This is a genomic window from Reyranella sp. (genome assembly GCF_036558665.1).
Lineage (GTDB): Bacteria > Pseudomonadota > Alphaproteobacteria > Reyranellales > Reyranellaceae > Reyranella.
In genome coordinates, this window is the sequence record NZ_DATBFE010000064.1 from 1 (window position 1) to 26,549 (window position 26,549).

Here is a 26,549-nt window from a genome sequence, read left to right on the forward strand (position 1 = left end):
TCGGGCGTGGGCTGCGGCATGCCGGCCATCGGCGGCGGCGACGCGGGCGCGGCGGATGGCGGCTTCCTGTCGGGCTTGATCGAGAGCGGATCGATGTTCGCCTGTTTCGCCACGCGCGCGATCTCGGCGCGCAGCATGCCAAGCCACGGCGCGCCCTCGGGCGAGCGCGCCTCGAGGTCGAGCCAGCGGCTCAATGCCGCCTTCGAATCGCCGGCCTGCGCGTCGTGCAGGCCGAGATAGAAGAGCGCGCGCGCATCGCCCGGCTGCTTGTCGAGCGCGCGGCGGAAGAGGTCGACGGCGGGCTGCGGCACGACGCCCTGGGCCTGCTGGGTCAGGAGCTCGCCCAGCGCCGACAGGGTCTCGGGATCGTCGGGTGTCTCCTTGAGCCGCGCGCGGGCCGACGCGATCTGCTGGTCGAGGCTCGGGCCGGTGTCGTGTGGTGCATTGGCGGGGGCGTGGGGATTGGCGATGAACGGCGCCGAGGCGACGCCCGGCTGGCCGATCTGCAGATAGAGGCCGAGCGCGAAGGCGGGGACCAGCAGACAGAGGAGGGGCGGCAGGAAGCGATGCCACGTGGCATCGGCTTTCGGCGCCGGGGCGGCGTCCCTGTCGGCGGCGACGAGGATGCGGCGCTCGATCTCGGTGCGCGCGGCCGTCGCGTCGATGTCGGAGAGGCCGCCGCCGGCGCGCTCGCGCTCCACCTCGGCGAGCTGGTCGCGATAGATCGCGAGGTCGTTGTCGAGCCGGTCGGTCGCGCGCAGCCTGGTGCGCAGGAGCGGGATCAGCAGCATACCCACCGTGCCCGCGGTCAGGAGCGCCAGGAGGAATTCGAGCATGGCTAGTCGCGCGGCTTGATGAGCGCGTCGAGCCTCGCCTGTTCCGCTTCGCTGAGCGGCGGCGGGGCGAGCGCGGCGGCGCGGCGGCGGGACGCGACCCAGAGGCCGGCGGCACCCAGCAGCAGCACCAGCGGCGCGCCGAGCCAGAGCGCCCAGGTGCGCGCCTTGAAGGGCGGGTTCAGCAGCACGTAGTCGCCGTAGCGCGCGACCATGTAGTCCAGCACCTGGCGATCGGTGTCGCCCGCCACCAGCCGCTCGCGCACGGCGCGGCGGATGTCGCGCGCGACCTCGGCCGGCGAATCGTCGACCGATTCGTTCTGGCAGACCACGCAGCGCAGCTCACGGCTGATCGTCCGCGCCCGCGCCTCGAGCGCCGGATCCGACAACATCTCCGCCGGCTCGACCGCCAGCGCGGGCGCGATCGACAGAAGCAGCGCGAGCAATGGCGCACACCACCTCACCCTCCCATCGCTGCCGCGATGGGCCCGTCCCTCTCCCCCGCTCGCGCGGCGGAGAGGGCGCTCCACCCTGGGGCCCCTCTCCGCCTTGGCGGAGAGCCTCGGCCCCCTCTCCGCTTTGGAGTTGGGAGAGGGGGTCCTGTTCACGACCCCGCCTTCAAAAGCGGCAGGATGCGGTCCTCGACGTCCTTCTCGAGGATGGGCGCCCGGAAGTGCAGGCGCACGACGCCCTGGGCATCGATCAGGAAGGTCTCGGGCACGCCGGACAGGCCCCAGTCCACGGCCATCTTGCCGTCGAGATCGTAGCCCACGGCGGCGAACGGATCGCCCAGCCGTTGCAGCCAGGCGCGCGCCTCCTCGGGCTTGTTCTTCCAGGCGATGCCGATCAGCGTGACGCCGTCCTTCTTCGCCAGCCGTTCCAGGAGCGGCTGCTCGGCGAGGCAGGGCGTGCACCAGCTCGCGAAGAAATTGACCAGCACCGGCTTGCCGGAGTGCAGCAGCGCCTCGCCGAGCGCGGGCTCGCCGGGCCTGAGCGAAGGCGCCGCGAGCCGCGGCGCCGGCCGGCCGACCAGCGCCGAGCCGATCGATGCCGGATCGCGCCCCGACACCAGCGACCAGCCGAGGAAGCCCGCCACGATGGCGAGCGTCATGAGGGGCAGGAGGTAGAGGGCGCGATTGGATCTCATGCTCTTCCTCTTTTGGACCGCGAGCGTCCCGCTCGCTCATGCGCCCGGGCGAGTCGCGCGGAGTGCCTCTGCCCTTTGAGGCTCGCGGTCCACAAGAGCCTGATCATTCGGCCGCCTGCGCGACGACGCGGCTGCGCCGCGGCGCGCCGATGCGCAGCCGACGGTCGGACAGCGAGACGAAGCCGCCCAGCGCGCAGAGCGCGGCGCCGAGCCAGATCCAGGGCGCCAGCGGGTTGTCGTAGAGGCGGACCGTCCAGCCCTTCTCGGCGTCGCCCTCGCCCAGCATGGCATAGACGTCACGCAGGAAGTTGGTCTGGATCGAGGTCTCGGCGACCTCGCGCCGCTGCACCCGGAACAGCCGCCGCTCGGGCGTCAGCACGGTATAGGGCTTGCCGTCCTTCGTGAGCGTGATGGTGGCGCGCTCGGCGTCATAGTTGGGGCCGCGTATCGGCTCGACCTTCGTGAGGGTCGCTTCCCAACCGGCGAATGGCGCGCGCTCGCCGATCCTGAAGGTCCGGATCAGTTCGACATTCCAAGCCGAGGTCGCCACCGCGCCCAGCACGACGAAGCCGAGCGCGGCGTGGGAGATCGTCATGCCGACCGAGGCGCGCGGCAGCGTCGCGAGCCGGCGCCTGGTCTCGGCCCACGGCGCGCGACCCAGTCTCACGCGGTCGGCGAATTCGAGCAGGCTGCCCAGGATCAGCCAGACGCCGAAGCCGAAGGCGAGCGCTGCCAGCGTCGCGTGGGAGTCGATCACGGTAGCGGCGAGGATCATGCCGATCACCGCCACGGCGAAGGCCGCGCGCAGCCTGACCAGCGCGGGCCACAGCTCGGCCCGCTTCCAGCCCAGGAACGGGCCCACGCACATGGCGGCGAAGAGCGCGAAGGCGATCGGCACGAAGGTGGTGTTGAAGAACGGTGGGCCGACCGAGACCTTGTTGCCGCTCACCAGATCGAGGAACAGCGGATAGAGCGTGCCCAGCAGCACAGTGGCGCAGAGCGTGCACAGCAGCAGGTTGTTCACGATCAGCGCCCCCTCGCGGCTCACCGGCTGGAACAGGCCGCCGGGCTGCAGCGTCGGCGCGCGCCAGGCGAAGAGGCCGAGGGCGCCGCCGATCACCACCAGCAGGAAGGCGAGGATGAACATGCCGCGCGCCGGATCCTGGGCGAAGGCGTGCACCGAGGTGAGCACGCCCGAGCGCACCAGGAAGGTGCCGAGCAACGACAGCGAAAAGGCGAGGATGGCGAGCAGCACCGTCCAGCTCCTGAGCGCCCCGCGCTTCTCGACGACGATGGCCGAGTGCAGCAGCGCGGTGCCGGCGAGCCAGGGCATCAGCGAGGCGTTCTCGACCGGATCCCAGAACCAGAAGCCGCCCCAGCCCAGGATGTAATAGGACCACCAGCTCCCGAGGGCGATGCCGAGCGTCAGGAAGCACCAGGCGGCGAGCGTCCACGGCCGCACCCAGCGCGCCCAGGCGGCATCGACACGGCCTTCGATCAGGGCGGCGATCGCGAAGGCGTAGGTCACCGAGAAGCCGACATAGCCGAGATAGAGGAGTGGCGGATGGAAGGCGAGGCCGGGATCCTGCAGCAGGGGATTCATGCCGTTGCCGTCGGGCGGCGCGGGCGAGAGCCGCAGGAACGGGTTCGACGTGAAGAGGATGAAGGCGAGGAAGCCGACGCCCACCCAGGCCTGCACGGCGAGCACGCGCGCGCGCAACGCATCGGGAAGGCTGTCGCCGAACAGCGCGACCGCCGCCCCGAACACGGCGAGGATCAGCACCCAGAGCATCATCGAGCCTTCGTGATTGCCCCACACGCCGCTCAGCTTGTAGAGCAGCGGCTTCGCCGAATGCGAGTTGGCGACCACGGTCGCGACCGAGAAGTCGGACGTCACGTAGGCTTCGGTGAGTGCGGCGAAGGAAAGCACGATCAGCAGGCCTTGCACGAGCGCGGCGGTGCGGCCGAGCGCCATCAGCCGGATGTCACCGCGCGCGGCCCCGACCAGTGGCAAGGTCGCCTGCACCAGCGCCACCGCCAGCGCCAGGATCAGCGCATAGTGGCCCAGTTCCGGAATCATGAGGGGCCCGCAGCGAATGAAATGAGCGAGGGTCGCCGTCGGGCGGCAGCGGCTGCAGCGAAGCGAAGCCGCGGGAGCCCGCTGTGTGGAGGCTTGCACGAAGCGCTCATTTCACCGTCCCCTCGCCTTCCTTCCAGCGGCCGGACTCCTTCAGCGCCTTGGCGACCTCCGGCGGCATGTATTTCTCGTCGTGCTTGGCCAATACCTCGCGGGCAGCGAAAACGCCGTCACGATCGAGTGAACCTTCCGCGATCACACCCTGCCCCTCGCGAAAAAGATCGGGCAGGATGCCGCGATAGACGACCTCGACGCTCCGCTTGAGGTCGGTGACGCGAAAGCGCACCTCGGTGCCGTCCTTCTTCACGCTGCCCTCCTCGACCAGGCCGCCGAGGCGAAAGCGCCGGTCGGGAGGCACGTGCTTCTCGGCGAGCTGGCTCGGCGAATAGAAAAAGACGATGTTGTCGGAAAGGGCCGACAGCACCAGCGCCGCCGCCACGCCCAAAACGCACAGCGATCCGACCAGCAGCCACAGCCGCCTGCGCTTGGGCGTCACCGCCGGCGCTCCAGCCCGCGCGCGGCGAGCGCGCGCCGTGCCTTGCGATGCTGGGCCAGCGAGACCAGCACCAGGCCGCCGATCGCAAGCAGGGCAGCGCCATAGGCGCTCCAGATGAACGCGCCGTAGCCGCCCATGGCGAAAAAACCCGAGGCCAGCAGGATCATGGCGCGTGGGATAGCCCAACGCCGGGGGCGGCGGAAGCGGCGGCCGAGCGGCGCTTTGCCACGATTTGCGTCAAGATGTAGTCGGCAATGCGGGCGTGGGTCATGGGCCTGGGGTGGCCGTCGTCGCGGCCAATGACGTAACGCAGTTGGTGGTCGCGATAGTCAGGGACGATTCGCTGCACCGGATCGATGACGATACCAGCCGAGGTCAGGTCTTTCGCCAGTTCGTCGAGCCGCTTGTCCTCGACCATGGTCCAGAACAGGACATGAAACTCGGCCCTGGGCGCGAGGCGCCAGATCTCGCGCGCCGACTCGACCATGATGGCGGCGGTCAACTCGGTTTCACCGCGCGTGCCGAAGCGATCGATGCCATGCACCAGCCGCCGCCAGCCCAGGAAGCCCTCGTCGAGGTCGGGCGGCGGATCGTGCGGCCTCGTATCGAAGTTGCCGTCGCGCACCGGTTTGCCGTCCGCGCCGAGACGATAGCGCGGTCCGTGCGGGTCCCATGGTGCAAGGCGGCCGCTGACGCGGCCGATATGCTCGACGATGAAGAAGTAGATCACGTGCGTGGGCGTGCAGCGCAAGCTCTTCCGGAAACGGCCCGACTGCAGGCCCGCGAGCATCTGATGCGGGCCCGAGCCGCCGATGCCGAAGTTGTAGACGGCAAGGCGCCCCTTGCCGCGCTCGGCAAGCCGCCAGGCATAGGTCTCGCTGTCCTGCACGCCGATGCCGAAGGTGTTGGAATCGCCGAACAGCGCGATGCAGGCACCGGGATCGGCCGGCTCGGGCGGCATGACGCGAAAGCCGTCGGGGCCGATCCCGTAGGTGACGTCGTAGATGGTCCTGCCAGGGCCGACCCGCCGCGCCGTCACACGCTGGTCGGGCTTCAGGAGGTAGCCCACGTCGTCGAACAGATCGTAGTTTTCGAGCCTGGTGATCCCGCCTTCGAGATGGGTGTCGCTGCCGGGCGCCGGCTGCAGGCTCCGGTAAAGGGTGAAGGCCAGCACACCTGCCAGCGCCGCCCCGAGATTGAGTCCGAGAAGGAGCCAGCGGCTGCGTCGGTCCATGGCAAGCCGCTAGTCCTGGTTCTCGGAAATCTCGAGGCGGCGGCGGTCGATCTCGGTCTCGGTGCGCATCAGCACCAGAGCGACGAACAGCAGCGCCAGTGCGCCCATCATCCAGAGCAGGGGCCAGAGAAGCGACGGATCGATCGTGGGCCCGCCGAGACGCATGATCGAATCGGGCTGGTGCAGGGTGTTCCACCAATCGACCGAGAACTTGATGATCGGCACGTTGATCGCGCCCACCACCGCCAGGATCGCGGCGGCGCGGTCGCCGCGTTCGGAGTCGTCGTAGGCGCGGCTCAGGGCGATGTGCCCGAGGTAGAGGAAAAAGAGCAGCAGGAACGAGGTCAGCCGCGCATCCCACACCCAGTAGGTGCCCCACATCGGGCGGCCCCACAGCGAGCCGGTGATCAGGCAGACCGCGGCATAGGTCGCCCCGACCGGTGCCGTCGCGCGCGCCATCAGGCCGGCCAGCGGATGGCGCCATACCAGCAGCGAGGCCCCGAGAGCCGCCAGCAGGAGATAGCCGCCCATCGACAGCGAGGCCGTCGGCACATGCAGGAACATGATGCGCACCGTGTCGCCCTGCTGATAGTCGGGCGGTGCGATCACCAGCCCCCAATAAAGGCCGACCACCAGCGCCAGCGCGGTCACGATCCAGAGCGCAGGCAGCACGCGCTGGCTGAATCGGCGGAAGCGCGCCGGGTTGGCGAGGAAATGCAGGTCGGCCATCAGCTTCTATCGCCTCACTCGCCGGCCTGGCGCAAGGCCGCGGCGATCGCCCAGGGCAGCGTTGCGAGCGACACCAGCGCCAGGGCGCCAAGGATCGCGACATGCACCCAGACGCTTTCTCCGGTCGCCGTCACCTCGATCGCCGACGCGCCGAAGATCAAGGTGGGCACGCAGAGCGGCAGCGCCAGCAGGGCGAGCAGCGCGCCACTGCGCCGCGCCCCAAGGGTCAGCGCGGCCGCAAGCCCGCCGATCAGCGACAGCGCCGGCGTGCCGACCAGCAGCGTGAGCGCCAGTGCGGCGAGACTTTCCGCGTCGAGGCCGAACGCAACGCCCAGCAACGGCGCCAGCACCGCAAGAGGCAGGCCCGTCACCATCCAGTGCGCGGCGCATTTGGCAAGGACCGCCAGCTCGAGGGGCCACGGCGCCAGCAGCATGAGATCGAGCGCGCCATCCTCGTGGTCGGCCGCGAACAGGCGATCGAGCGAGAGCAGCGAGGCAAAAAGCGCAGCGGCCCAGAGGACCCCTGCGGCGATGCGCGCCAGGAGGTTCGATTCCGGCCCGATGCCGAGCGGAAACAGCACCGTCGCCACCACGAAGAAGGCCAGCACGACCGCGACATCGCCCGGGCGGCGCCACACCAGCCGCAGATCGCGCAGGAAGAGCGCGGCGAAGGCCATCAGCGGCCGAGCTCCAAGGTGCGCGCGCCGGCGATGTCGAGCGTTGCGTGCGTGGCGGCGATCGCCAGACCTCCGGCGGCAAGGTGACGGGCAAGAGCGTCGTGCAAGGCCTCTTGCGCGGGCAGGTCGAGCGCGTTCAGCGGCTCGTCGAGGAGCCAGAGGCCTGCCTCGGACGCGACCACCCGGGCAAGAGCCGCACGACGGCGCTGGCCGGCCGACAAGGTCCGGACGGCGCGATCCGCCAGGGCGGCGAGATCGAAAGCGGCAAGCGCCCCGTGGACATGGGCCTGACGCGGGTTGCGTCCTCGCAGGCGCTCGGCGACCGCGACGTTCTCGGCCACCGTCAGATCGCCCTTCAGGCCGTCTTGATGGCCGAGCCAGGCCAGACGCCGGCGCCAGCCCTCGCGGTCGTCACCGACGTCGGCGCCCCGCCAGCGAATGGCGCCGACCGTCGCCGGGACCAGCAATGCCAAGGCGCGCAACAGGGTCGTCTTGCCGCTGCCGTTACGGCCCTTGAGCGCCAGGAGTTCGCCTTCCGCGAGCGAAAACGAGAGGTTGTCGAACACCTGCCGTCCACCGCGGCGGCAGGCCAGATCCGAAACTTCGAGGACGGCGCTCGTCATGCGGCGCCGTCGTACCATGGCCGCATTGGACCAGCCGGAAAAGAAAATGGCCGTCCTGTCGGGGGAGAGTGACAGGACGGCCGAACGCCTCCGAAGAGGCTGAACGTGGCTTTGGGGGGACCACGTTCGGGGGAGATACAGCCCGAACATGGAAAGCTTGGGTGGCCGTCGCTAGACCCAAATAGGGCGGAAGTGTGATTTTTTAATCACACTAAAGTTTTGTGGACATTCTCGAGCTCTGCCCGGTGAATCAAGGGCTTAGAGGAACGGCCATGTCCTAAGCGTAGGGATCGGCGGCATCACGCATGCCGTCGCCCATGAACTGATAGGCCAGAATCACCAGAATTACCGGCACGACCGGCATCATCAGCCACCAGTTGACCGCCACCACATTGATATCGGTCGCCTCGTTCAGCAGCACTCCCCAGGAGGTGATGGGGGGCCGCAGTCCCAGCCCGAGGAAGCTCAGCGCGGTCTCGGCCAGGATCATGCTGGGAATGGAAAGCGTCGCCGAGGCGATCAGGTGGCTCATGAAGCCTGGCAGCAGATGCCGGCCGATGATACGCGCGGGCTTGGCCCCCATCATCTGGGCGGCGACCGCATAGTCCTCCTCGCGCAGGGCAAGGAGCTTCGAGCGCACCGCACGGCCCAGACTTGGCCAGTCGAGCAGGGCCAGGATCAAGGTGATGCCGAAATAAATCAGAAGCGGCGACCATGTGACGGGCAGCGCCGCCGACAAGGCCAGCCAGAGCGGCAGGTGCGGGAAGCTCTTCAGGATCTCGGTGATGCGCTGAACCACCAGATCGACCCAGCCGCCATAGTATCCCGCCAGCCCGCCGAGGATGAGCGCCAGCGCGAAGGAGAGGACGATACCGATGATGCCGATGGTGAGCGAGATGCGCGCGGCATAGACGATGCGGCTCAGCATATCGCGGCCCAGCCGGTCGGTGCCGAGCAGGAAGAACGTGCCGCCCTCGGGTGGACAGACGAGATGGAAGGATCCCTCGATCAGCCCCCAGAACTTGTAGCTCTCGCCGCGACAGAAGAAGCGCAGTTTCTGCGGCTCGTCACGATCGGGCCTGTAGACGCGCTGCAGGGTGTCCATGTCGCGGTGGACCGATAGCCCGTAGACGTGCGGGCCGATGAACCTGCCCTCGTGAAAGACGTGGACGCCCTGCGGCGGCGCGAAGATGTACCTGATATGGCGCGTGTGCAGATCGTAGGGCGCGATCCATTCGCTGATCAGGATCGAGAAATACATCAGCGCCAGGAAGGCGGCCGACACGACCGCCGGGCGGTGACGGCGAAAGCGCCACCACATCAGCTTCCATTGGCCGGCCATGTAGTATTTTTCCTGGTCGGCCGTGAGCTTGTCGGCGACGTAGGGATCCCAGGGCTCGTGACTGACAAAATGCGGAGTCGAGGCCGGGCGATGCTCGGCCGGCGAACGGGGCGAGATGTCGGTCATCGGCGCCTCACTTCTCGCCCGCCGCGCCGAAGCGGATGCGCGGATCGAGCGCCGCCAGCAAAAGGTCGGAGATCAACATTCCGATCACGGTCAATACCGCCACGAACAGCAGGAAGGTCGCGGCCAGGTTCACGTCCTGCGTCTTGAGAGCCGTCAGAAGCATCGGACCCATGGTCGGCAGCGACAGCACGACCGAGACGATGACCGACCCGGAAACGACTTCGGGCAGCAGATGGCCGATATCGGCGACGAACGGATTGATGGCATGACGCAGCGGATACTTCACGAGCAGCTTCAGCGGGGAGAGCCCCTTCGCACGCCCGGTGACCACGTACTGCTTTTGCAGCTCGTCCAGAAGATTGGCACGCAGCCTGCGGATCATGCCGGCCGTGCCGGCCGTGCCGATCACGATCGTCGGAATGACGAGGTGCTGGGCGACCGAGACGACCTTGGGCCAGGAGAGCGGCTTCTCGATGAACTCGGGATCCATCAGGCCCCCGATCGAGACGCCGAAGTAGACCTTGCCGACATAGAGCAGCACCAGCGCCAGCAGGAAGTTGGGGATTGCGAGCCCCAGGAAGCCAATGAACGACGCCGCATAGTCGCCGAGCTTGTACTGGTGGGTCGCGGCATAGACGCCGATGACGAACGATACGGTCCAGATGAAGATGATGGTGCAGCTCTCCATGACGATGGTTAGAACCAGTCGCTCGCCCATCAGATCCTTGACCGGGACGGTGTCCTGGCAAGACAGGCCGAAGTCCCAGCGGAAGACGCCGCCCAGCCAGTGGACGTAGCGGTACCACACCGAGTGGTCGAGGCCGTAGAGGGCGCGCAGCTCTCCGGCTCGTGCCAAGGCGTCGACATCGCCACGCGCCAGCAACTCGTCGATCTGCGCTGTCACGCAGTCGCCGGGCGGCATGTTGATGATCATGTAGACCAGCAGGCTGATGATGAAGAGCGTGGGGATCATCAGCAGCAGGCGGCGGGCAACGTAGTGCAGCATGATCAGGCCGCCTCGCGAATCGTGCGCACATAGTGCCCGGGTTCAGCCTCGGTCCAGTAGAGCGGCGCGGCGCCCGTGTCGGTGAACGGCGCCGGCCATTGCCTCGGATCGGAGGCCTTGCCTTCCATCAAGGCACGCAAATCGAGCCGCTGATCGGGATCGGGAAACGGTACAGCGGAGACGAGGGCACGTGTGTAGGGATGCAGCGGATTGCGGAACAGCACGCCCGCCGGTGCCAGCTCGACCAACCGTCCGGCACACATCACGGCGATTCGATCGGCGATGTAGTCGACCACGGCGAGGTTGTGGCTGATGAACAGATAGGTGAGACCAAGCTGCTTCTGCAGGTCCTTCAGCAGATTGAGGATCTGCGCCTGGATCGAGACATCGAGGGCCGATACCGGCTCGTCGCAGATCACCATGTCGGGCCGCAGCGCCAGCGCCCGTGCGATGCCGATCCTTTGCCGCTGGCCGCCCGAGAAGGAATGCGGATAGCGGCTGAGCTGGCGGCGATCGAGCCCTACCAGCTCCATCAGCTCGCCCACCATCTCGCGACGGTAGGCGTCGTCGCCCACTTTGTGGATCACCAGCGGCTCGACCAGGATGTCGTAGACCGTCATGCGCGGATTGAGCGAGCCGAATGGATCCTGGAAGATGAACTGCAGCTTGGTGCGGAAGCGATTGAGTTCCTCGCCGTCCAGGGTCAGCACGTCGGTCTTGCGGCCCCAGTCGTCGAAAACCACGCGCCCGGCGCCATCGCTGGCGTCGGCTGAAATGCCGCGCATGAGCATCTTGCTAAGCGTGGTCTTGCCGCACCCCGATTCGCCCACGAGGCCGAGGCATTCGCCGCGCTCGACATCGAAGCTCACATCATTCACGGCACGCACCACCCGGGTCGCGCCGCCCCCCAGCAGCTGATCGAGCAGGCTGTCGGCCTTGCGGATGTTGAACGTCTTGGTGAGGTGGCGAACCTTCAGTACCGGCGCCCGGGGATTGAAGGTCGTCAGCGGCTGGGCTTCGGGCTTTTCCTGCAGCAAATGCCCGGTCGCGGCTCTGATCTCCCGGATCGGCTGGAGTCGCTCGCCCGGCTTCATGTCGAAGCGGGGCACGGCGTGCAGCAGCGCCCGAAGATAGGGATGCTGCGGATCGCGGAAGATGTCGTGCAGGTTGCCTGCTTCGACGACCTTGCCGCGATACATCACGACGACGTCGTCGGCGACATTGGCGACCACGCCCAGATCGTGCGTGATCATCATGAGCGCCATGCCCAATTCCTTCTGCAGATCCTTGATCAATCGCAGTATCTGCGCCTGGATGGTGACGTCGAGCGCGGTTGTCGGCTCGTCGGCAATGAGGAGCGCCGGCCGGCAAACCAGCGCCATGGCAATCATCGCGCGCTGACGCAAGCCGCCTGACAGCTCGAACGGATAGGTGCGCAGAGCGCGCCTGGGATCCGGGAAGCCCACCATACGCAGCATGGAAGTCGTGATCTCGTCGATCTCCGCTCGGCTTGTCTTGCCGCGGCCTGCGGAGCGACCGACATGGGCGCCGTGCAGCGCGACGGCTTCGCCGATCTGGTCGCCCACAGTGTGAAGCGCGGAGAGCGAAGTCATGGGCTCCTGGAAGATGATGGAGATTTCGCCGCCGCGGATCTCTCGCATCTCCGGGCCCGACGGCGGAAGCTTGGCGATGTCGACGACCGGCGAATCGTCGCGCGGATCCTTGAACAAGATGGAGCCGGAAGGAATCGTGGCCGCGCGCGGCAGGAGGCCCATGATCGCCTGGCTGCAGACGGACTTGCCGGAGCCGGATTCACCCACCAGCGCCAAGGTACCGCCCGGCGGGATGGAAAAGGATACATTGTCGACCGCCCGCAGAATGCCTTCGTGGACGCCGAACTCGACCGTCAGATTCTCGACCCGCAGCAGATCCTTCATTCCGGTTCTTCCTGGCCTGCCACGGTGATGCCCATCGAACGTAGATTCACCCGGGTGGCACGGCTGAGCTCGAGTCTCCGGACCCCCGCCGCCTCCGCCGCCCGCTCGACGATATCGTAAAACCCGTCGAGCGAGGAATCGACTTTCACCGATCGTGCGCCGACCGAGCGCACCATGAGCTGCATCCAGCCGCCCGAACGATCCCGCTTGGTGGAGTAGTAGGCGAGGGCCATGCGTTCGAGCCTGGCCCATTCCACCAGGCCGCCGGCCGGACCATCGGCCGCGAGCGTATCGGAGCTCAGGACGTAGCGGGTCATCTGGCGCAGCACGGTGCGCCCCAGAAACAGCAGGAACAGCAGACAGGCGGTCGCCAGAACGACACCCACCCAGCGGTTGACCTGCAACAACAGCAACGGCAGGCCGCACAGCAACACTCCTGCCACGGCTCGCATATAGTCGCCCCACAGCGTCTGGCGCGAATAGCGCAAAACGGCAAAACTCAAGGCCGCGCCTCCCGTGACGCGAAAATGCGAGCGGCCGCGCGCAGGTGGGCGCCCGACATCGTGCTTATTTTCTCCAGCAACGACCTTAGGAAATCCCAGCCGGCTTCGTCCATGGCAAGATGGTGACTGAGCACGCCTACAGGTTCGTTCGAGACGCTCCGCGCGTCGCGCAAGGCCGCTGCCAGGACGCCCAGCGCCGCTTCCGCGCCGATGAAGTCGCGTCGCCCTTTCCAGTCGACGAGGTCGAGGTGCGCATTGACCTGGCGCAAGCCCTTCACCGCCTCGGCCCGCGGGCGGCGGCCGAAAGTCGAGAGGCCGGCGAAGCCGATTTCCGGCAAGGCCGGCACCAGGCCGGGCGCAATGCGGTTCCACGGCGGCACCAGCACCGGCAAGGCCTGCGGACCGAACAGCCTTTCGAGGGCAAGCCATCCGGTGCCGAGTTCGCCCAGCGCCAGCATGGCCGGCCGATGCGGGCCGAGCTCGCTCTTCTTGCCGGTCGGCGGCGCGTGATTGGCATGAGCATAGCCGTGCTGCAGCACATCGACGCCCGGCTCGTTCGCCAGTCGTGCCGCCAACGCCATCGTGGCCTTGGCCGGCACCACCGCCAGGGCAAGGGGAACCCCGATGTCGCGACGCAGGCCCAGCAGATGATCGAGAGCCGCGGTGGTATCGACGGCATCGTCGTCGCGCCACCACAGCTCGACTGCGCGGCCGGCATCGCGCCAGCGGGCAATCTCCTCGTCCAGGGCTTGCCAGCCGTTCATGCGACTCTCGCCCGCAACAGCTCGACCGTCGCTGCGGCGCCGCCGACATTGCAGCGCTTGAAGCTGCGAAGAGAAGGACCGGTCAATGCCCGGGCGATGCCAGCCGCGAGACTGCCGGCCGTGAGCGACTCCGCCGGAACCACGGTCGCCATGCCATGCGCCGCCAGCAAGCGCGCCCGATCAGCCTGCTCGGTCTCGCGCTCGGTCGAGAACGGCACGAGCACGGCGCGGTCGGCGAAGCGCAGGATGTCGACGACGGTGTTATAGCCCGCCTGGGAGATCGACAGTGTCGCGTTGGCAAGCAGCGTCGGGAAATCGGCGCGGGCCGGCTCGATCACGACGCCGTCTTGCCGTTCCAGCCCGGCATGCTCGGCCTCGGCCAGGTTGGAGCCGATCAGGAGGCGCCAGCGGCGCCCCGCAAGGACACTCTGCCGACGCGCCGCGAGGGCCGCCCTGAGAAGGGGTGCGCCGACGGCGCCGCCACCCACTGAAACGACCACCTCGTCCTTGCCGGCGTCGCTCGCACTGGCGCCCCGCTCCGGTGCGGCGACATAGCCGGTATAGGCCGAGCGCGAGGCAATGCAATCCCAGGCGGCGAAGCTTGCGCCGAAGTCGACGATCCGGGGGTCGGCATGGATCAGCACGAGATCGAAGTTGCCCAATGCCTCGAGCGTCTCGGCGACACGTTGCGCCGTGACGGAGCGGCGCACGACGTCGCGCACCGATGAAACGATCAGCGGCCGCGGTCGCAGCGCGCGCGCGGCCTCGATGAGCGGCACGAGCTCGAAGCGCAGGCGCGTACGGCCGAAGGGAAACTGTTCGGTCATTACGATCGACGGTGCTTCGGCGTGCAGGAGCGACACCAGCTCCTGCACCCGGCCGATACGAAAGGCTTCGTCGATCGGCGATCCGTCGAGACGGGAAAGCTCCCGCAAGCCCTCGTCTCGCGCGCGCACCGGCGGCAGTTGATGCAGGCGCGCCCGTCCGAGATCGAGTGCAAGCGGGGCACCGCCGGAAACCACCAGGACGTCGAAACCGCCCTCGGCCAGGGCGCGTGCCAGGACCGCGACGCGGCGCAGATGGCCGATACCGAGCAGATGCTGCACATAGAAGAAGACGCGCGACGTCATGCCGGGGCCATCGCGACGTTGAGCCGATCGACGGTCACGCTGCCATCGCGATGAGCGACGAAGAAGTGGAGGCGGTGCCAGTCGAGCTTCATCGGCTGGCGTCCCGTCATGTCCCAGCCCGTGGCCAGGGCGAGGAGCGCGCGTATCGCCGCCTTGTGCGAGACAGCGACCACCGGATCGCCCGCCGCCGCGATCTCCAACGCCCAGGCCGAGAGCCTCGCCATGGTGGCTCGCGGCGACTCACCGCCCGGCGGCTGAAAGTCCAGCCCCCGTCGCTCGGCATCGAGGAATTCGGCACCGACCGTCGCACGAAGCTCGAGGATGGTTTGGCCTTCCCAGATGCCGAAACTCATTTCGCGCAAGCGCGGCTCGATCGCGACCGGCGCAACAGGCTTCAGCAATTCGGCCGTGCGGCGCGCCCGCACAAGCGGGCTGCAGACGCGCTTCCAGCCGGCCGCCGGAGCGGGCAAGCACCAGCTCTTCGCCATTGCCTCGCCATCGGCGCTCAAGCAAATGTCCGTCATGCCCTGCAACCGGCGAGAGTCGTTCCAGGCGGTCGGCGCATGGCGGAGAATGGCGAAGGGAACGCCGCTCATCGCAACTTCTGCAATGCAATGCGCAGAATGCGCGCAGCGCTACGCTCGTCATGGCGCTGCGCGATGCGATGGGCCGCGCCACAGCCCAGTCGCGCGCGCGCGTCCGGATCGTCGAGCAGGCGGCCGACAGCGGCGGCGAAGGCCGATGCATCGCCGATCGGGGTCAACATGCCGGAGACCCCATCGGCCACCACGGCCGGGACGCCGCCGGTGCGGCCGGCGACCACAGGCACGCCGCCTGCCTGGGCCTCGAGAAAAGCCATGCCATAGGCTTCGTTGATGGCCGGCCAAAGGTAGAGGTCGGCAGCAGCGAAGAATGCCGGCAGCTCCTCGTGAGGCACGGCGCCGGCAAAGCGCACGCGCGGTCCGAACGGTGCCATCAGGGCCTCAACCGCCGGCCGGGCCGGCCCGTCGCCCACCAGCACGGCCTGCCAGCAACGGTCCTCGAGCCGGGCGAAGGCCTTGGCGAGGACGCGATAGGAGTCGAGCTTGTCGCGTGTCCGCATCATGGCGACGCTCAGCAGCAGCGGCGGATCGTTCGAGCGTCGCATCGTGGCGGCCGCGCGAAAGGGCTCGGCATCGATGAAAGGAGGCAGCAGGATCTGATGCGCCGCCGGCCGCATCCGGCTCCTTACGCCCGGAAAATCTCGGGGATTCACGGTCAGGATCAGGTCCGCCGCGGCGATGGCGCGCTCCGCAGCGCGATGGCCAAGCCGCGTCGCTCCCTGCGCGCGGCGCGGCGAATGCGAGGCTTCGGCAATCACATAGGGAATGCCCAGTGCGCGTGTCACCGTGGGCCCCAGCCAGTCGGGCTTGCGGTACCATGAGTGGTAGGTAAACCAGAGATCGAACCGCTCGGGATGGCGCGCCGGCAGCGCGCGCCACCGCGCTACCAGGCGTTTGGCCTGGGCGCGGGCGCGGCGTTCGAGCGCAAGGTGGGCCTCTGGCGGCGGAACACCGGGGACGACGCGGCTTTCCGGCGGCACGACCACCCGGTGTCCGAGACGCTGGAAGAGGCGACGCAGGCCTCGCGCCATCGCACGATCACCGGAAGCGACAGGGCTGTCGGGCGGCTTCAGTGGCGTGTGCAGCAGCACGCGCATTGCTACTCCGCCGCACGAACCTCGGCGACCTCGATCTGCGGCGCGAGATTGCTGTTCGCCTGCTGGCCGAGCGAATGGGCGATCCAGTCGACGCCGGCCTCGAAGGAAAAGCGCGTGCGGACGATCTCGTTGGCGCGCGCGCCGAAGCGGGCGCGCAACTCGGGATCGCGCGCCAGCCGTTCAAGTGCCGCCGCGAGTTGGGGCGGCGATCCCGGGTCCGCCAGCAAGCCGTTCTCCTGGTCGGCGATGAACTCGCCGATCGCCGCGGAGCGCGTGGAAACGAGCGCCATGCGCTGGTAGCCCGCCTCCTGCAGGACGTTGGGCATGCCCTCCCGGTCGCCATCGTCGGCGGTCTTGCTCGCCAGCACGAAAATGTCGGCCCGCTGGTAGGCTGCGAACACTTCCGCCTGCGGCCGGGCGCCGTGCCACACGCAACGATCGGCGATGCCGAGCTGCTGGGCGGTATGCTCGAAGGAATCGCCCAGGACACCGGCGCCGATATGCTCGAACCGCCAGTTGAGGTCCCGGGGCAGGCGCGCCAACGCCGCCAGCAGATCGTCATACCCCTTCTTTGCCACCCGCCTGCCGACCGACAGGATAACGACCGGATCCGTTGGATCGCTGCCGTCGCGTCGCGGACGCTCGGCCGGCGGCGCCGGCAGGTTGGCGAGGTCGAGCCCGTGATAGACGAGCCGCAGCCGGTTGTGGTTCGACACCAGCTCCTTCAGCCGGCCGAGCGCGAAGCGCGTGCAGGTGATCAGCCAGTCGATATCGCCGAGCTTGGTGCGCAGCTCCCACTCCTGGCTGGTCCAGATGTCCTTGGCATGCGCCGAGGCGCTCCATGGCAGGCCACGCATCAGGGCGGCATAGCGCGTGGCCGAAGCCGGCGTATGGATGAAATGTGCGTACATGCGCTCGATGCCTTCAGGCATCTCCGCCGCCAGCACCATCGCCTGGCCGAAGCGTCTCGCCCGGTTGGGCGTGCGATCGCGCACGAAGTCGTGCAGGAAACGCGCGCGGGCAGCTCGATAGCCAGGAAGCTTGCGCACCTTCCACCACGACCGCAGCACGCGCAAAGGTTCGTTCTTGAGATATTCCGGCACATAGACGATCGGCGCCTTGACCCTCGCATGCACGGGATGGGTCGCAGGATCGGTGGGCAAGCGCAGCGAATAGATCACGAGCTTGAGCCCGCGCGCCTCCAGGCCTGCCATTTCCTGGGCGATGAAGGTCTCCGAGAGCCGCGGCCAGCACTTCACCACGACCGCGATGCGCGCGTCATTTGGGTCCGTCATGTCACACCGACAATTCTAAAGCTTGGCGCGCGCGGCAGCGCCGTCCGGAACGACCGCGGGCGCCTCGCTCCCGCCCGCCACATCGAACAGCGGCCGTTCGATGGGCGCCGGGCCGCGATGGGGATGCGCAAGCTGCTTGGACACGAGCCGCCAGACATTGCCCAGACCATCGAGCAGGCCGGGCACGATCACGTCGCTCGGCAGGCCCTGCTGCGGCAGTTGCCGTAGCGCCGTCGCCATGACGTGCGGGTCGCGTCCGCGCTCCGCATCGAGCATCTCGATCAGGCCGAGATTGCGCGCCGCCCGTGCGCGGATGAATTGCTCGAGTCGAGGTCGCGTGCGCGGCACGATGATCGCGCGTTTGTCGAACGACAGGATCTCGCAGAACGTGTTGTAGCCGCCCATGGCGACCACGCCTGCGGCCCGGTGCATCAGGGCGCCGAGATTGTTGGTGAAAGTGAGCGTGCGGATGTTGGCGAACTTGGCCGCCCGCTCCTTGAACGCCTCACGTGCCGTCGCCGCCATGAAGGGGCCGAACGCAATCACGGCGCCGTAAGGAATGTGCGGGTCTGTCTCATATGCCGACAATACCCAGTCGACCAGGTCCTCGCCGTCCCCTCCGCCGCCCGGTGTCACCAGGATGAACGGGTCCTGGAGTTCCTCGATTTCATGCGGCAGGTCGACATGAAGCGGCAAGCCCCGTCGCAGATAGCCGGTATAGACGGTCTTGTGGCGGACCGACGGCGGCAGGTCGAGCCCGGCCAGCGGCTTGTTCACCTGCGGCAGGCCGTAGGCCCAGATCTCGTCGTAGAGGTCGCGCAGCGCCGGCACTACGTTCTTGCGCTGCCACTCCACCGCAAGCTGCGCCGGATCGTCGATCACGTCGCGCAGACCGAAGACCAGCGGGGTACCGCACTTCTTCAGAAGCTGAAGCGCGGGCACCACTTCGCCGCGCAGGCCGAGCGGCTCCTTGTCGACGATGAAGAGATCGGGGCGGTAGATATCGGCGGTGTCGCGGATGATCCGCGTGCGGATCTCCAGCGTATGCTCCACGCCAACGCGCAGATTGGCGGCGTCGTATTCGCCGGTGATCTGCTTGACCATGCCCGGAATGCGCACGAAATCGATGCCGGAACGGAATTCGTACGAGCCGATGACCGGCGAGCCGGAGATGATCAAGACCGAGATCGAGCTATCGGCCTCGACGATGGCGTTGGCGATGGTGCGGCAGCGGCTGACATGGCCGAGGCCGTAGGAGTCGTGACTGTAGAGCAGCACACGTTTTGACCGGTTGCTGGCGGGCATGCGACGCATTTCTCCCCGTGGCCGTTGCGCTTGCGCCGACCGGCGAATCGCCCGGACTATGCCACAAGCCGGTACGACCTGCGAAGCCCCGGGCGCGTTGCAAAAAAATAAATGTAATCAAGGGTCTGATCGAATATAGGTGGGGCGGTTGCAGTCTGGGGACTGATGCATCGCAGTCTGTTCTCCTACATCTGGCGGCACAGCAAGTCCGAGCAGCTTGTCATCCTCGGGCTCGTATTGCTGGCGCAAGTCTTCTACTTCCTGTCGCTCACCGTCCCGAAGTCGATCGTCAACAACGGCATCTCGGGAAACGCATTCAAGGAAGCGGCAGAGCTGCGCATCCTCCAGCTCGAGGTACCCCTGCCGGATTTCCTGGGCGGCCACGCCCTGCGGCTGTTCGACGGCTTTAACGTCGACCAGCTCCAGTATCTCGTGGTCATGAGCTTCGTCTTCCTGGTCGCGGTGATCATCAACAGCCAGTTCAAGCGCATCATCAATACGCAGAAGGGCCGCATGGGCGAGCGCATGCTGCGCCGGCTGCGCTACGAACTTTACGACCGCATACTGCGCTTCCCGCCGGCCCACTTCCGCAAGGTCAAGCAGGCCGAGCTCGCGACCATGATCAAGGACGAGGTCGAGCCGCTGGGCGGGTTCATCGGCGACGCCTTCGTCCAGCCGATGTTCCTTGGCGGCCAGGCGCTGACGGCGATCGCCTTCATCATGATGCAGAACGTGCTGCTCAGCGTTGTGGTGATCGTTCTGCTGGCGGTGCAGATCGTGATCGTGCCACGCCTGCGCAAACCTGTGCTGGTGCTCGGCCGTCAGCGGCAGCTTACTGCGCGTCTGCTCGCCGGCCGCATTGCCGAGACCGCCGACGGGCAGAGCGAGATCCACGTCCACGGTACGGCCAACTACGAGCGCGCCGACATCGCCGAGCGGCTCGGCCATATCTTCAAGATCCGCTTCGACCTCTACAACAAGAAGTTCGTCGCCAAGTTCTGGAACAACATTCTCTCCCAGGCGACGCCGTTCGCCATCTATCTGCTGGGCGGCTACTTCGCCATCGAAGGCCATATGAGCGTCGGCGCCGTGGTGGGCGTGCTGCTGGCCTACAAGGATCTTCCCTCGCCGATCAAGGAGCTGATCGACTGGGACCAGCAGCGGCAGGACGTTCAGATCAAGTACGAGCAGGTGATCGATCAGTTCCAGCCCGAAGGCATGTGGCCGGCCGAGTTGCAGGCGTTGCCCGAGGGGCCGCCGCCGTTGCTCGGGCACGAGTTCGTCCTGTCGGGTGTCACGGTGTCCGACGATGGCCGGGTGAAGCAGCTCGATGGCATCACGCTCACGGTGTCGACCGACACGCGGATGGCGGTGGTCGGCACGGCGAACTCGGGCAAGGACGTGCTGGGCCAGGTACTGGCCAGGATCACGCTCCCGACCGGAGGCTCGATCAAGATCGACGGCCAGGATTTCTTCCAGATCCCTGAAGCAGTGCTCGGTGCGCGCACCGCCTATGTCGGCCAGGAGACCTATCTCTTCCCGCTGTCGGTACGCGACAATCTACTGTTCGGCCTCAAGCATCGCCCGATCGCGCCAGCGACCTACGACGATGCGGCCCGGGCGCTGCGCGAGACCTTCTGGCGCGAGGCGGAGCGCGCCGGCAATCCCGCGCTCGATCCCAACGCCGACTGGATCGACTATGCGCTGGCCGGCGCCACCGGGCCCGCCGACTTGCTGCCGCGCATGGTCGAGACGTTGAAACAGGTCGAGTTCGACGACGAGATCTATTCGCTCGGTCTGCGCGGCGCCATCGACGGCAATCGCCGGCCCGACCTCGCGGAGAAGATCCTGGCTGCCCGCAAGGGACTGCACGGCCGGCTGCAGGACCCCGCCTATGCCGGCCTGGTCGAACAGTTCGATCCCGACAAGTACAACAAGAACCTGTCGGTGGCCGAGAACCTGCTGTTCGGCACGCCGGTTGGCAGGGGCCTCGACGGCGACAGCCTCGCCGCCGAACCCTATGTGCAGTCGGTCCTGAAGGAGACCGGTCTCGATCAGGATTTGCTGCGGATGGGACTCTCCATCGCCGAGACCATGGTCGAGCTCTTCTCCGACCTGTCGCCCGACAATCCGCTGTTCGAGCAGTACAGCTTCATCTCCGCCGACGAGTTGCCCAATGTCCGCCTGCTGCTGCAGCGTCTGGGCGGCAAGGGCGTCGAGACGGTTCCGGAGGCCGATCGGCTCCGGCTGATGACCCTGCCGCTCCGCTACATCGAGGCTCGGCATCGCCTCGGCCTGATTGACGCGGCGATGGAAGAGCGGCTGCTCGCAGCCCGGCGCGCCTTCGCGGCCCATCTGCCCGATTCGCTGCGGGACGCCGTCGAGTTCTACGATTTCGAGCGCTACAACAACGCCGCCACCGTGCAGGACAACGTGCTGTTCGGCCGCCTCGTCTACGGGCAGGCGCAGGCCGAGAGCCGCGTCGTCGCCCTGATCTCGCAGGTACTGGCCGAACTCAGCCTGCGCGATTCGGTGATCGAAGTCGGGCTGGAGTACAATGTCGGCGTTGCGGGCAAGCGCTTGCCGGCAACGCAGCGTCAGAAGCTCGGTATAGCGCGGGCCTTGATCAAGCGACCGCAATTCATGGTGGTTAACGAGGCGGTCGCGGTATTCGACGGCCGCACCCAGGACCGCATCCGCGACAATATCCTGGCGGCGGCCAAAGCAGGGCGTGGCGTCGTGTGGATCGCGAACCGGCCGAACCAGGCCGAGTCGTTCGATCAGGTGGTGGTGATGCAGGCCGGCAAGATCGTGGTCCAGGGCACACCGGCCGAGCTCGAAGCAAAAGGCGGGCTCTATTGCGAGCTCATCGAATCGGCATGAGGGCGCAGGCGGCCAGGAAAGGCAGGAGGGTGCGATGAACCTCAACGAAGAAGTCGAGATTCTGAAGAGCGTACCGCTGTTCTCCAAGGTCGAGCCGGCCAAGCTCAAGCTGATCGCCTTCACCGGCGAGCGCATGAACTATGCCGAGGGCCAGGAGCTCTTCCACCAAGGCGATGTGGGCGACGCAATGTACGTGATCCTGGGCGGCGTTGCCGACGTGCTGCTGGAGAAACAGGATGGCCAGATCAGGGTCGCCGAGATGAAGAAGAACAGCTTCGTCGGCGACATAGCCATTCTGATCGACGTGCCGCGTACCGCCACGATCAAGGCACGCGAGCCCGTCACGACGCTCAAGATCTCGAAGGTGATGTTCTTTCAACTGCTGGCCGAAGTCCCCCAGATGGCGATCGAGATCATGCGCGAGCTGGCTCATCGTCTCGAGGACACGAACCAGAAACTGCGCGAGACGGCCAATCGTCTGGAGGAAGCCAACCAGAAACTAAGCGCGACGACCGGCGGCGCCTGAAGGGTGAGCCGCCTCGACAGCTTCATCGCGCGCATGCAAGCGCAGCGCGACTGCCTGAATTTCCTCAAGGACAAGGTCGATCGCCTCCCCGGCCCCCTGCTCGAGGTAGGACTGGGCAACGGCCGCACTTACGATCACTTGCGCACGCTCTTTCCCGGCCGCGACATCTACGTCTTCGAGCGCAAGGTCGCCGCCCATCCCGACTGCGTCCCGCCCGACGACCGCCTGTTCCTGGGCGAAGTGCGGGACTCGATCCCTCGCGCGGTCGCGCGGCTGGGAGCCACAGCGGCGCTCATCCATACCGATCTCGGCACCGGCGACCACGCGGCGAACATGGCCATGGGCAAGTGGCTCGGTCCGGCGCTCGACCTGCTGGCCGCAACGGCTGGTTACGTGCTGGCCAACCAGGCGCTCGACGTCGCGCGCTGGCAGCGTCTTCCGGAGCCGCCCGGTGTGCCGAAAGACCGCTATTTCCTTTACCGGGTCCGCCCGCCTATCGCCCGAAGAGCTGCACAAGCACCAGCAGGACGACGGCGCCGAGCACCGAACCGATGAAGCCGGCCGGTCGGCCCACGCGATAGAGCCCGAGCGCCTGGCCGCCATAGGTCGCAATCACCGAGCCGACAATGCCGACGACAATGGTGACGAGGAAGCCATGCGGGTGCGGCCCGGGCGTGACCCAGCGTGCGACCAGGCCGATCAGAAGGCCGATCAGCAGGATGCCGATGATGTGCATCTGTCTCGTTCTCTCCATTCAAACGTCGAATGTCGCCAGCACCGGCACGTGATCGGAGGCAAGCGCCCAGTCGCGCAGCTCGATGTCGATGTGCTGGCTGCGGATCGATCCGGAGAGCGCCGGCGTCGCCAAGATGTGATCGAGCCGCCGGCCGCGATTGGACTTGCGCCAGTCATGGTTGCGGTAGCTCCACCATGAATAGAGCTTCTCGGCGGCCGGTACGAAACGGCGGGGCACATCGATCCAGTCCATGGCCGCCATCATCTTGCCGAACAGATCGACCTCCATGGGCGTATGCGACACGATCTTGAGAAGCTGCTTGTGGCTCCAGACATCATGCTCGAGCGGCGCCACGTTGAGGTCGCCGACAGCAATGCGGCGCAGACCGCGGCGCGCCCTCGGCTTGGGCCGGCGGTCGCCGTACCAGCGCGCCATCTCCCGGTAGAAATCGAGCTTGTGGGCGAACTTCTCGTTCACCGCCGGATCGGCGACGTCGCCGCCGGCCGGGATGTACAGGTTGTCGAGCAGGATAGGATCGCCGCCGGTATCGAGGGCGGCCTCGATATGCCGGCAGTCCTCCTTGCCGCACCGATGGTGGATGTCGGTGGCGGTAAACGGAACCTTCGACAGGATCGCAACGCCGTTGTACGACTTCATGCCCTGCACCAGCCTGTGCCGGTAGCCCAGCGCCTCGAAGGCCAGATGCGGGAAAAGCTCGTCGGGGCACTTGGTCTCCTGCAGGCAGAGCACATCGGGCTTGCGCAGCTTCAGAAAGCGTTCGACGTTGGCGATGCGCAGGCGCACCGAGTTGATGTTCCAGGTCGCGACGGTGAGACTCATCGCCGTCAATATAGTTAGACGACGGAGGCGCTGCCATGCAGATGGATGGCGAGGAAAGCAGCAACATCGAGGATCGCCGCGGTGAAGGCGGTGGCTTCGGCGGCGGTGGCTTCGGCGGCGGACTGGGCGGAGGCGGCTTCGGCGGCGGCATGGGCGGGCCGGGCATTCCTATCCCGGTTGGAGGCGGCCTGTTCAAGGGCGGTTTCGGCCTGATTGCCGTCGTGATCATCTGCCTGATCCTCGGCATCAATCCGATCAGCCTGTTGACGGGCCTGGATGGCGGCGCGGGCTACGTCGCCCCGCCCGACCAGACGCGTACGGCGTCACGTCCCTCGAGCGGGGACGATCCCGAAGTACAGTTCGTCGCGCGCGTGCTCAAGAGCACGGAAGACGTCTGGGGCGAGCAGTTCCAGGCCATGGGCCGGCAATATCGCCAGCCGCGGCTGGTGCTCTATCGCGATGCCACGCGCACGGCGTGCGGCATGGGCCAGTCGGCGATGGGACCCTTCTATTGCCCGCCCGATCAGCGCGTTTACCTCGACCTCGGCTTTTTCGACGAGCTGGCGAGCCGCTTCAATTCACCCGGTTACTTTCCGCAAGCCTATGTGGTCGCCCACGAGATCGGCCATCACGTCCAGAACCTGCTCGGCATCACCGGCAAGGTGGACGAGCTGCGCCAGAGGATGAGCCGGCGCGACGCCAACGCGATGTCCGTGCGGGTCGAGCTGCAGGCCGATTGCCTGGCCGGTGTCTGGGCCAATCACGCCAACCAGGAACGCGGCGGCAGGATGATCGACGACAAGGACGTCGATCAGGCGCTCGCCGCGGCGACGGCGATCGGCGACGACCGGCTGCAGCGCCAGGCGCAGGGCAAGGTCGTGCCCGACAGCTTCACGCACGGCACCTCGGCGCAGCGCGTGCGCTGGTTCAGGACCGGCCTCGACAGTGGCGACATGAACCGGTGCGATACGTTCAGCACGCGGCAGCTCTAACGCATTGCGAACCGGCGCCGTTCAAACCAGCGTGCAGGTGACCGTGCCGCAGCCGTCGACGAAGCCGGCAAGTGTGTCGCCCTTCACCACCGCGGCCACGCCGTCGGGTGTGCCGCTGTAGATCAGGTCCCCGGCGGCAAGCGTCACGAGTCCGGACAGATACGAAATCGTCTCGGGCACGCTCCAGATCAGCGCGTCGAGGTCCGACTTCTGGCGCGTCTTTCCGTTGACGTCGAGCTGGATCGTGCCCTTGGCGGGATGGCCGATCCGCGACGCTGGATAGATCTCGCCGATCGGCGCGGACTGGTCGAAGCCCTTGCCCATGTCCCACGGACGGCCCATATCCTTGGCCTGGTTCTGCAGATCGCGGCGCGTCATGTCGAGGCCGCAGGCATAGCCGAAGACATGGTCGAGTGCCTCGTCGACGGGGATGTCGGCGCCGCCGGATTTGAGCGCGACGACCAGCTCCATCTCGTGATGCAGGTTTTTGGTAGCTGGCGGATAGGCGACCTTGGCCGGCTTGTTCGGGTCGGCGCAAATCACGATGGCGTCGGCCGGTTTGGTGAAGAAGAAGGGCGGCTCGCGGTCGGGATCGTGGCCCATCTCGCGGGCATGGGCGGCGTAGTTGCGCCCGACGCAGAAGATGCGCCGCACCGGGAACAGATCCCCGGTACCGTGGACCGGAACGCCGACGGTCGCCGGCGGCGTCAAAACAAAAGCCATCTCTTTCTCCTTCGAGGGCTTGCCTTTATGAAGGCGGCAGGAGCGCGATTCAATGTCCGATCCCCACGATTCGAGCGACGTGCTGACCGTGCAGGCCGACTCCATCGATTCGGCGTTGGGCCGGGCGCGCTTCGGCGAGCGGCAATGGCGCTGTGCGCTGGGGGCGGGCGGCGTGCGCGAGGACAAGGTCGAGGGCGATGCCGCAACACCAGCCGGCAAGTTCCCGCTGCGGCGCCTGTATTATCGCAACGACCGGCTGGTCCTGCCCAAGGTCCGGCTGCCGGCCCGGCCGATCGCCGAGCATGACGGCTGGTGCGACGACCCGCGATCGCCGTCGTACAACCGGCTGGTCCGTATCCCGAACGAATGGAACCACGAGAAGATGTGGCGCGAGGACGGGCTGTACGATCTGGTGGTGGTGGTCGGCTACAACGACGACCCGCCGGAAGGCGAATGGGGCAGCGCGATTTTCCTCCATATCGCGCGCGGCGACATGAGCCCGACCCGGGGCTGCATTGCCTTCGCCCGCGACGATCTTTTGGAGCTCGTGACGCTCATTGGCCCCGGTACTCATCTGAACGTCCACTCGCTGCCGTCCACCGAGACCGAGCCGCCACCTTCAGACGATGACGAGATTCGCCAGTTCGAGGACTTCGACGAACGGGATTGGTGAGACTTGAGGGCCGCGCACGTCCGCCGGGCACGGGAGAATGGCCGTTGGCAAAGCCTAATAGGATGTGCGTCGAACAAGTTTTGGTTGTAGCCTTCGGGTAGCCGGCAAACTGACGATAATGCCGATCATCTGCCCCGCAACAGTGGTCGCAATGCCTTCACCACCATCGTCGACCAATGGCGCCAGCAAGCAA

General features: G+C 67.0%; 28 protein-coding genes. 5 read left to right on the plus strand and 23 right to left on the minus strand.

Annotated features, from left to right (window positions below; all coding sequences use genetic code 11):
- The 20 genes from ccmI to VH499_RS09580 form a co-directional block, all read right to left on the minus strand.
- The coding region (ccmI, locus tag VH499_RS09485) for a c-type cytochrome biogenesis protein CcmI (protein WP_332052473.1) at positions 1-836 on the minus strand (836 nt) is incomplete at its 3' end.
- 2 nt (positions 837-838) lie between these two features.
- Positions 839-1,279 (minus strand): cytochrome c-type biogenesis protein, encoded by a 441-nt coding sequence (locus tag VH499_RS09490; protein WP_332052474.1) that lies wholly within the window; start codon positions 1,277-1,279, stop codon positions 839-841.
- Between the two features lie 158 nt (positions 1,280-1,437).
- Positions 1,438-1,980, minus strand: a complete 543-nt coding sequence (locus VH499_RS09495; protein WP_332052475.1) for a DsbE family thiol:disulfide interchange protein — start codon at positions 1,978-1,980, stop codon at positions 1,438-1,440.
- Positions 1,981-2,083: 103 nt separating this feature from the next.
- Positions 2,084-4,060, minus strand: a complete 1,977-nt coding sequence (locus tag VH499_RS09500) for a heme lyase CcmF/NrfE family subunit (protein WP_332052476.1) — start codon at positions 4,058-4,060, stop codon at positions 2,084-2,086.
- 106 nt (positions 4,061-4,166) lie between these two features.
- Positions 4,167-4,613 carry a cytochrome c maturation protein CcmE gene (gene ccmE / locus VH499_RS09505; RefSeq protein WP_332052477.1) on the minus strand — a complete coding sequence of 149 codons (447 nt, stop codon included), beginning with the start codon at positions 4,611-4,613 and terminating at the stop codon, positions 4,167-4,169.
- Positions 4,610-4,780, minus strand: coding sequence for a heme exporter protein CcmD (gene ccmD / locus VH499_RS09510; protein WP_332052478.1), 171 nt, complete (start codon positions 4,778-4,780; stop codon positions 4,610-4,612). The genes ccmE and ccmD overlap by 4 nt, the downstream gene beginning before the upstream one ends.
- The gene (locus VH499_RS09515; protein WP_332052479.1) at positions 4,777-5,847 is read right to left on the minus strand and encodes an SGNH/GDSL hydrolase family protein; all 1,071 of its coding nucleotides are present in this window, start codon (positions 5,845-5,847) and stop codon (positions 4,777-4,779) included. Before VH499_RS09515 ends, ccmD begins: the two co-directional genes overlap by 4 nt.
- 9 nt (positions 5,848-5,856) lie before the next feature.
- Positions 5,857-6,576 carry a heme ABC transporter permease CcmC gene (gene ccmC / locus VH499_RS09520; RefSeq protein ID WP_332052480.1) on the minus strand — a complete coding sequence of 240 codons (720 nt, stop codon included), beginning with the start codon at positions 6,574-6,576 and terminating at the stop codon, positions 5,857-5,859.
- A 14-nt stretch (positions 6,577-6,590) separates the two neighbouring features.
- The gene (ccmB, locus tag VH499_RS09525; protein WP_332052481.1) at positions 6,591-7,253 is read right to left on the minus strand and encodes a heme exporter protein CcmB; all 663 of its coding nucleotides are present in this window, start codon (positions 7,251-7,253) and stop codon (positions 6,591-6,593) included.
- Entirely contained in the window at positions 7,253-7,876 is a 624-nt protein-coding gene (gene ccmA, locus VH499_RS09530; RefSeq protein ID WP_332052482.1) for a cytochrome c biogenesis heme-transporting ATPase CcmA, read from the minus strand. The genes ccmB and ccmA overlap by 1 nt, the downstream gene beginning before the upstream one ends.
- Before the next feature lie 277 nt (positions 7,877-8,153).
- Positions 8,154-9,344, minus strand: coding sequence for an ABC transporter permease (locus VH499_RS09535; RefSeq protein ID WP_332052483.1), 1,191 nt, complete (start codon positions 9,342-9,344; stop codon positions 8,154-8,156).
- Positions 9,345-9,351: 7 nt separating this feature from the next.
- Positions 9,352-10,350 carry an ABC transporter permease gene (locus VH499_RS09540; protein WP_332052484.1) on the minus strand — a complete coding sequence of 333 codons (999 nt, stop codon included), beginning with the start codon at positions 10,348-10,350 and terminating at the stop codon, positions 9,352-9,354.
- Positions 10,351-10,352: 2 nt separating this feature from the next.
- Positions 10,353-12,287, minus strand: coding sequence for an ABC transporter ATP-binding protein (locus tag VH499_RS09545; protein WP_332052485.1), 1,935 nt, complete (start codon positions 12,285-12,287; stop codon positions 10,353-10,355).
- The gene (locus VH499_RS09550) at positions 12,284-12,790 is read right to left on the minus strand and encodes a hypothetical protein (protein WP_332052486.1); all 507 of its coding nucleotides are present in this window, start codon (positions 12,788-12,790) and stop codon (positions 12,284-12,286) included. The genes VH499_RS09545 and VH499_RS09550 overlap by 4 nt, the downstream gene beginning before the upstream one ends.
- Positions 12,787-13,554, minus strand: coding sequence for a polysaccharide deacetylase family protein (locus VH499_RS09555; protein WP_332052487.1), 768 nt, complete (start codon positions 13,552-13,554; stop codon positions 12,787-12,789). Before VH499_RS09555 ends, VH499_RS09550 begins: the two co-directional genes overlap by 4 nt.
- On the minus strand, positions 13,551-14,684 hold the full coding sequence (locus VH499_RS09560) for a glycosyltransferase family protein (protein WP_332052488.1): 1,134 nt from the start codon (positions 14,682-14,684) through the stop codon (positions 13,551-13,553). The genes VH499_RS09555 and VH499_RS09560 overlap by 4 nt, the downstream gene beginning before the upstream one ends.
- The gene (locus VH499_RS09565; protein WP_332052489.1) at positions 14,681-15,280 is read right to left on the minus strand and encodes a histidine phosphatase family protein; all 600 of its coding nucleotides are present in this window, start codon (positions 15,278-15,280) and stop codon (positions 14,681-14,683) included. Before VH499_RS09565 ends, VH499_RS09560 begins: the two co-directional genes overlap by 4 nt.
- Complete coding sequence (locus VH499_RS09570) at positions 15,277-16,383, minus strand: glycosyltransferase family 4 protein (RefSeq protein WP_332052490.1); 1,107 nt, start codon at positions 16,381-16,383, stop codon at positions 15,277-15,279. Before VH499_RS09570 ends, VH499_RS09565 begins: the two co-directional genes overlap by 4 nt.
- Before the next feature lie 2 nt (positions 16,384-16,385).
- Positions 16,386-17,678: a glycosyltransferase family 4 protein gene (locus VH499_RS09575; RefSeq protein ID WP_332052491.1), complete on the minus strand. Its 1,293-nt coding sequence runs from the start codon at positions 17,676-17,678 to the stop codon at positions 16,386-16,388.
- Positions 17,679-17,693: 15 nt separating this feature from the next.
- The gene (locus VH499_RS09580) at positions 17,694-18,983 is read right to left on the minus strand and encodes a glycosyltransferase family protein (RefSeq protein WP_332052492.1); all 1,290 of its coding nucleotides are present in this window, start codon (positions 18,981-18,983) and stop codon (positions 17,694-17,696) included.
- Positions 18,984-19,148: 165 nt separating this feature from the next.
- On the opposite strand from VH499_RS09580, the gene VH499_RS09585 reads away from it, so the two are divergent.
- The 3 genes from VH499_RS09585 to VH499_RS09595 are packed head-to-tail and all read left to right on the plus strand — an operon-like array spanning position 19,149 to position 22,947.
- Positions 19,149-21,866 (plus strand): ABC transporter ATP-binding protein, encoded by a 2,718-nt coding sequence (locus tag VH499_RS09585; protein WP_332052493.1) that lies wholly within the window; start codon positions 19,149-19,151, stop codon positions 21,864-21,866.
- Positions 21,867-21,900: 34 nt separating this feature from the next.
- A complete protein-coding gene (locus VH499_RS09590) occupies positions 21,901-22,392 on the plus strand; it encodes a Crp/Fnr family transcriptional regulator (protein WP_332052494.1) in 492 nt (163 codons plus the stop codon).
- Between the two features lie 3 nt (positions 22,393-22,395).
- The gene (locus VH499_RS09595) at positions 22,396-22,947 is read left to right on the plus strand and encodes a class I SAM-dependent methyltransferase (protein ID WP_332052495.1); all 552 of its coding nucleotides are present in this window, start codon (positions 22,396-22,398) and stop codon (positions 22,945-22,947) included.
- Here VH499_RS09595 and VH499_RS09600 read toward each other — a convergent pair.
- Both VH499_RS09600 and VH499_RS09605 read right to left on the minus strand, forming a co-directional pair.
- Positions 22,886-23,146, minus strand: a complete 261-nt coding sequence (locus VH499_RS09600; protein ID WP_332052496.1) for a GlsB/YeaQ/YmgE family stress response membrane protein — start codon at positions 23,144-23,146, stop codon at positions 22,886-22,888. The two genes, VH499_RS09595 and VH499_RS09600, sit on opposite strands and share 62 nt — an antisense overlap.
- A complete protein-coding gene (locus VH499_RS09605; RefSeq protein WP_332052497.1) occupies positions 23,147-23,968 on the minus strand; it encodes an exodeoxyribonuclease III in 822 nt (273 codons plus the stop codon).
- Positions 23,969-24,003: 35 nt separating this feature from the next.
- On the opposite strand from VH499_RS09605, the gene ypfJ reads away from it, so the two are divergent.
- Positions 24,004-24,960: a KPN_02809 family neutral zinc metallopeptidase gene (gene ypfJ / locus VH499_RS09610; RefSeq protein ID WP_332052498.1), complete on the plus strand. Its 957-nt coding sequence runs from the start codon at positions 24,004-24,006 to the stop codon at positions 24,958-24,960.
- 21 nt (positions 24,961-24,981) lie between these two features.
- On the opposite strand, the gene VH499_RS09615 is transcribed toward ypfJ, so the two are convergent.
- Positions 24,982-25,683, minus strand: coding sequence for a fumarylacetoacetate hydrolase family protein (locus VH499_RS09615; protein ID WP_332052499.1), 702 nt, complete (start codon positions 25,681-25,683; stop codon positions 24,982-24,984).
- A gap of 52 nt (positions 25,684-25,735) precedes the next feature.
- Here VH499_RS09615 and VH499_RS09620 point away from each other — a divergent pair, with 52 nt between their 5' ends.
- A complete protein-coding gene (locus VH499_RS09620) occupies positions 25,736-26,356 on the plus strand; it encodes a L,D-transpeptidase family protein (RefSeq protein ID WP_332052500.1) in 621 nt (206 codons plus the stop codon).
- Positions 26,357-26,549: the final 193 nt, after the last annotated feature.

Excerpts from the sequence above, each read along its gene's own strand:
- VH499_RS09580 (WP_332052492.1), bottom strand. The coding sequence starts at position 18,983 with ATGCCCGCCAGCAACCGGTCAAAACGTGTGCTGCTCTACAGTCACGAC.
- VH499_RS09555 (WP_332052487.1), bottom strand. The coding sequence starts at position 13,554 with ATGAACGGCTGGCAAGCCCTGGACGAGGAGATTGCCCGCTGGCGCGAT.
- VH499_RS09565 (WP_332052489.1), bottom strand. The coding sequence starts at position 15,280 with ATGAGCGGCGTTCCCTTCGCCATTCTCCGCCATGCGCCGACCGCCTGG.
- VH499_RS09535 (WP_332052483.1), bottom strand. The coding sequence starts at position 9,344 with ATGACCGACATCTCGCCCCGTTCGCCGGCCGAGCATCGCCCGGCCTCG.
- VH499_RS09620 (WP_332052500.1), top strand. The coding sequence starts at position 25,736 with ATGTCCGATCCCCACGATTCGAGCGACGTGCTGACCGTGCAGGCCGAC.
- VH499_RS09495 (WP_332052475.1), bottom strand. The coding sequence starts at position 1,980 with ATGAGATCCAATCGCGCCCTCTACCTCCTGCCCCTCATGACGCTCGCC.
- VH499_RS09500 (WP_332052476.1), bottom strand. The coding sequence starts at position 4,060 with ATGATTCCGGAACTGGGCCACTATGCGCTGATCCTGGCGCTGGCGGTG.
- ccmB (WP_332052481.1), bottom strand. The coding sequence starts at position 7,253 with ATGGCCTTCGCCGCGCTCTTCCTGCGCGATCTGCGGCTGGTGTGGCGC.
- VH499_RS09585 (WP_332052493.1), top strand. The coding sequence starts at position 19,149 with ATGCATCGCAGTCTGTTCTCCTACATCTGGCGGCACAGCAAGTCCGAG.
- VH499_RS09515 (WP_332052479.1), bottom strand. The coding sequence starts at position 5,847 with ATGGACCGACGCAGCCGCTGGCTCCTTCTCGGACTCAATCTCGGGGCG.
- ccmD (WP_332052478.1), bottom strand. The coding sequence starts at position 4,780 with ATGATCCTGCTGGCCTCGGGTTTTTTCGCCATGGGCGGCTACGGCGCG.
- VH499_RS09575 (WP_332052491.1), bottom strand. The coding sequence starts at position 17,678 with ATGACGGACCCAAATGACGCGCGCATCGCGGTCGTGGTGAAGTGCTGG.
- VH499_RS09615 (WP_332052499.1), bottom strand. The coding sequence starts at position 25,683 with ATGGCTTTTGTTTTGACGCCGCCGGCGACCGTCGGCGTTCCGGTCCAC.
- VH499_RS09540 (WP_332052484.1), bottom strand. The coding sequence starts at position 10,350 with ATGCTGCACTACGTTGCCCGCCGCCTGCTGCTGATGATCCCCACGCTC.
- ccmC (WP_332052480.1), bottom strand. The coding sequence starts at position 6,576 with ATGGCCGACCTGCATTTCCTCGCCAACCCGGCGCGCTTCCGCCGATTC.
- VH499_RS09570 (WP_332052490.1), bottom strand. The coding sequence starts at position 16,383 with ATGCGCGTGCTGCTGCACACGCCACTGAAGCCGCCCGACAGCCCTGTC.
- VH499_RS09545 (WP_332052485.1), bottom strand. The coding sequence starts at position 12,287 with ATGAAGGATCTGCTGCGGGTCGAGAATCTGACGGTCGAGTTCGGCGTC.
- VH499_RS09600 (WP_332052496.1), bottom strand. The coding sequence starts at position 23,146 with ATGGAGAGAACGAGACAGATGCACATCATCGGCATCCTGCTGATCGGC.
- VH499_RS09590 (WP_332052494.1), top strand. The coding sequence starts at position 21,901 with ATGAACCTCAACGAAGAAGTCGAGATTCTGAAGAGCGTACCGCTGTTC.
- VH499_RS09560 (WP_332052488.1), bottom strand. The coding sequence starts at position 14,684 with ATGACGTCGCGCGTCTTCTTCTATGTGCAGCATCTGCTCGGTATCGGC.
- VH499_RS09605 (WP_332052497.1), bottom strand. The coding sequence starts at position 23,968 with ATGAGTCTCACCGTCGCGACCTGGAACATCAACTCGGTGCGCCTGCGC.
- ypfJ (WP_332052498.1), top strand. The coding sequence starts at position 24,004 with ATGCAGATGGATGGCGAGGAAAGCAGCAACATCGAGGATCGCCGCGGT.
- ccmA (WP_332052482.1), bottom strand. The coding sequence starts at position 7,876 with ATGACGAGCGCCGTCCTCGAAGTTTCGGATCTGGCCTGCCGCCGCGGT.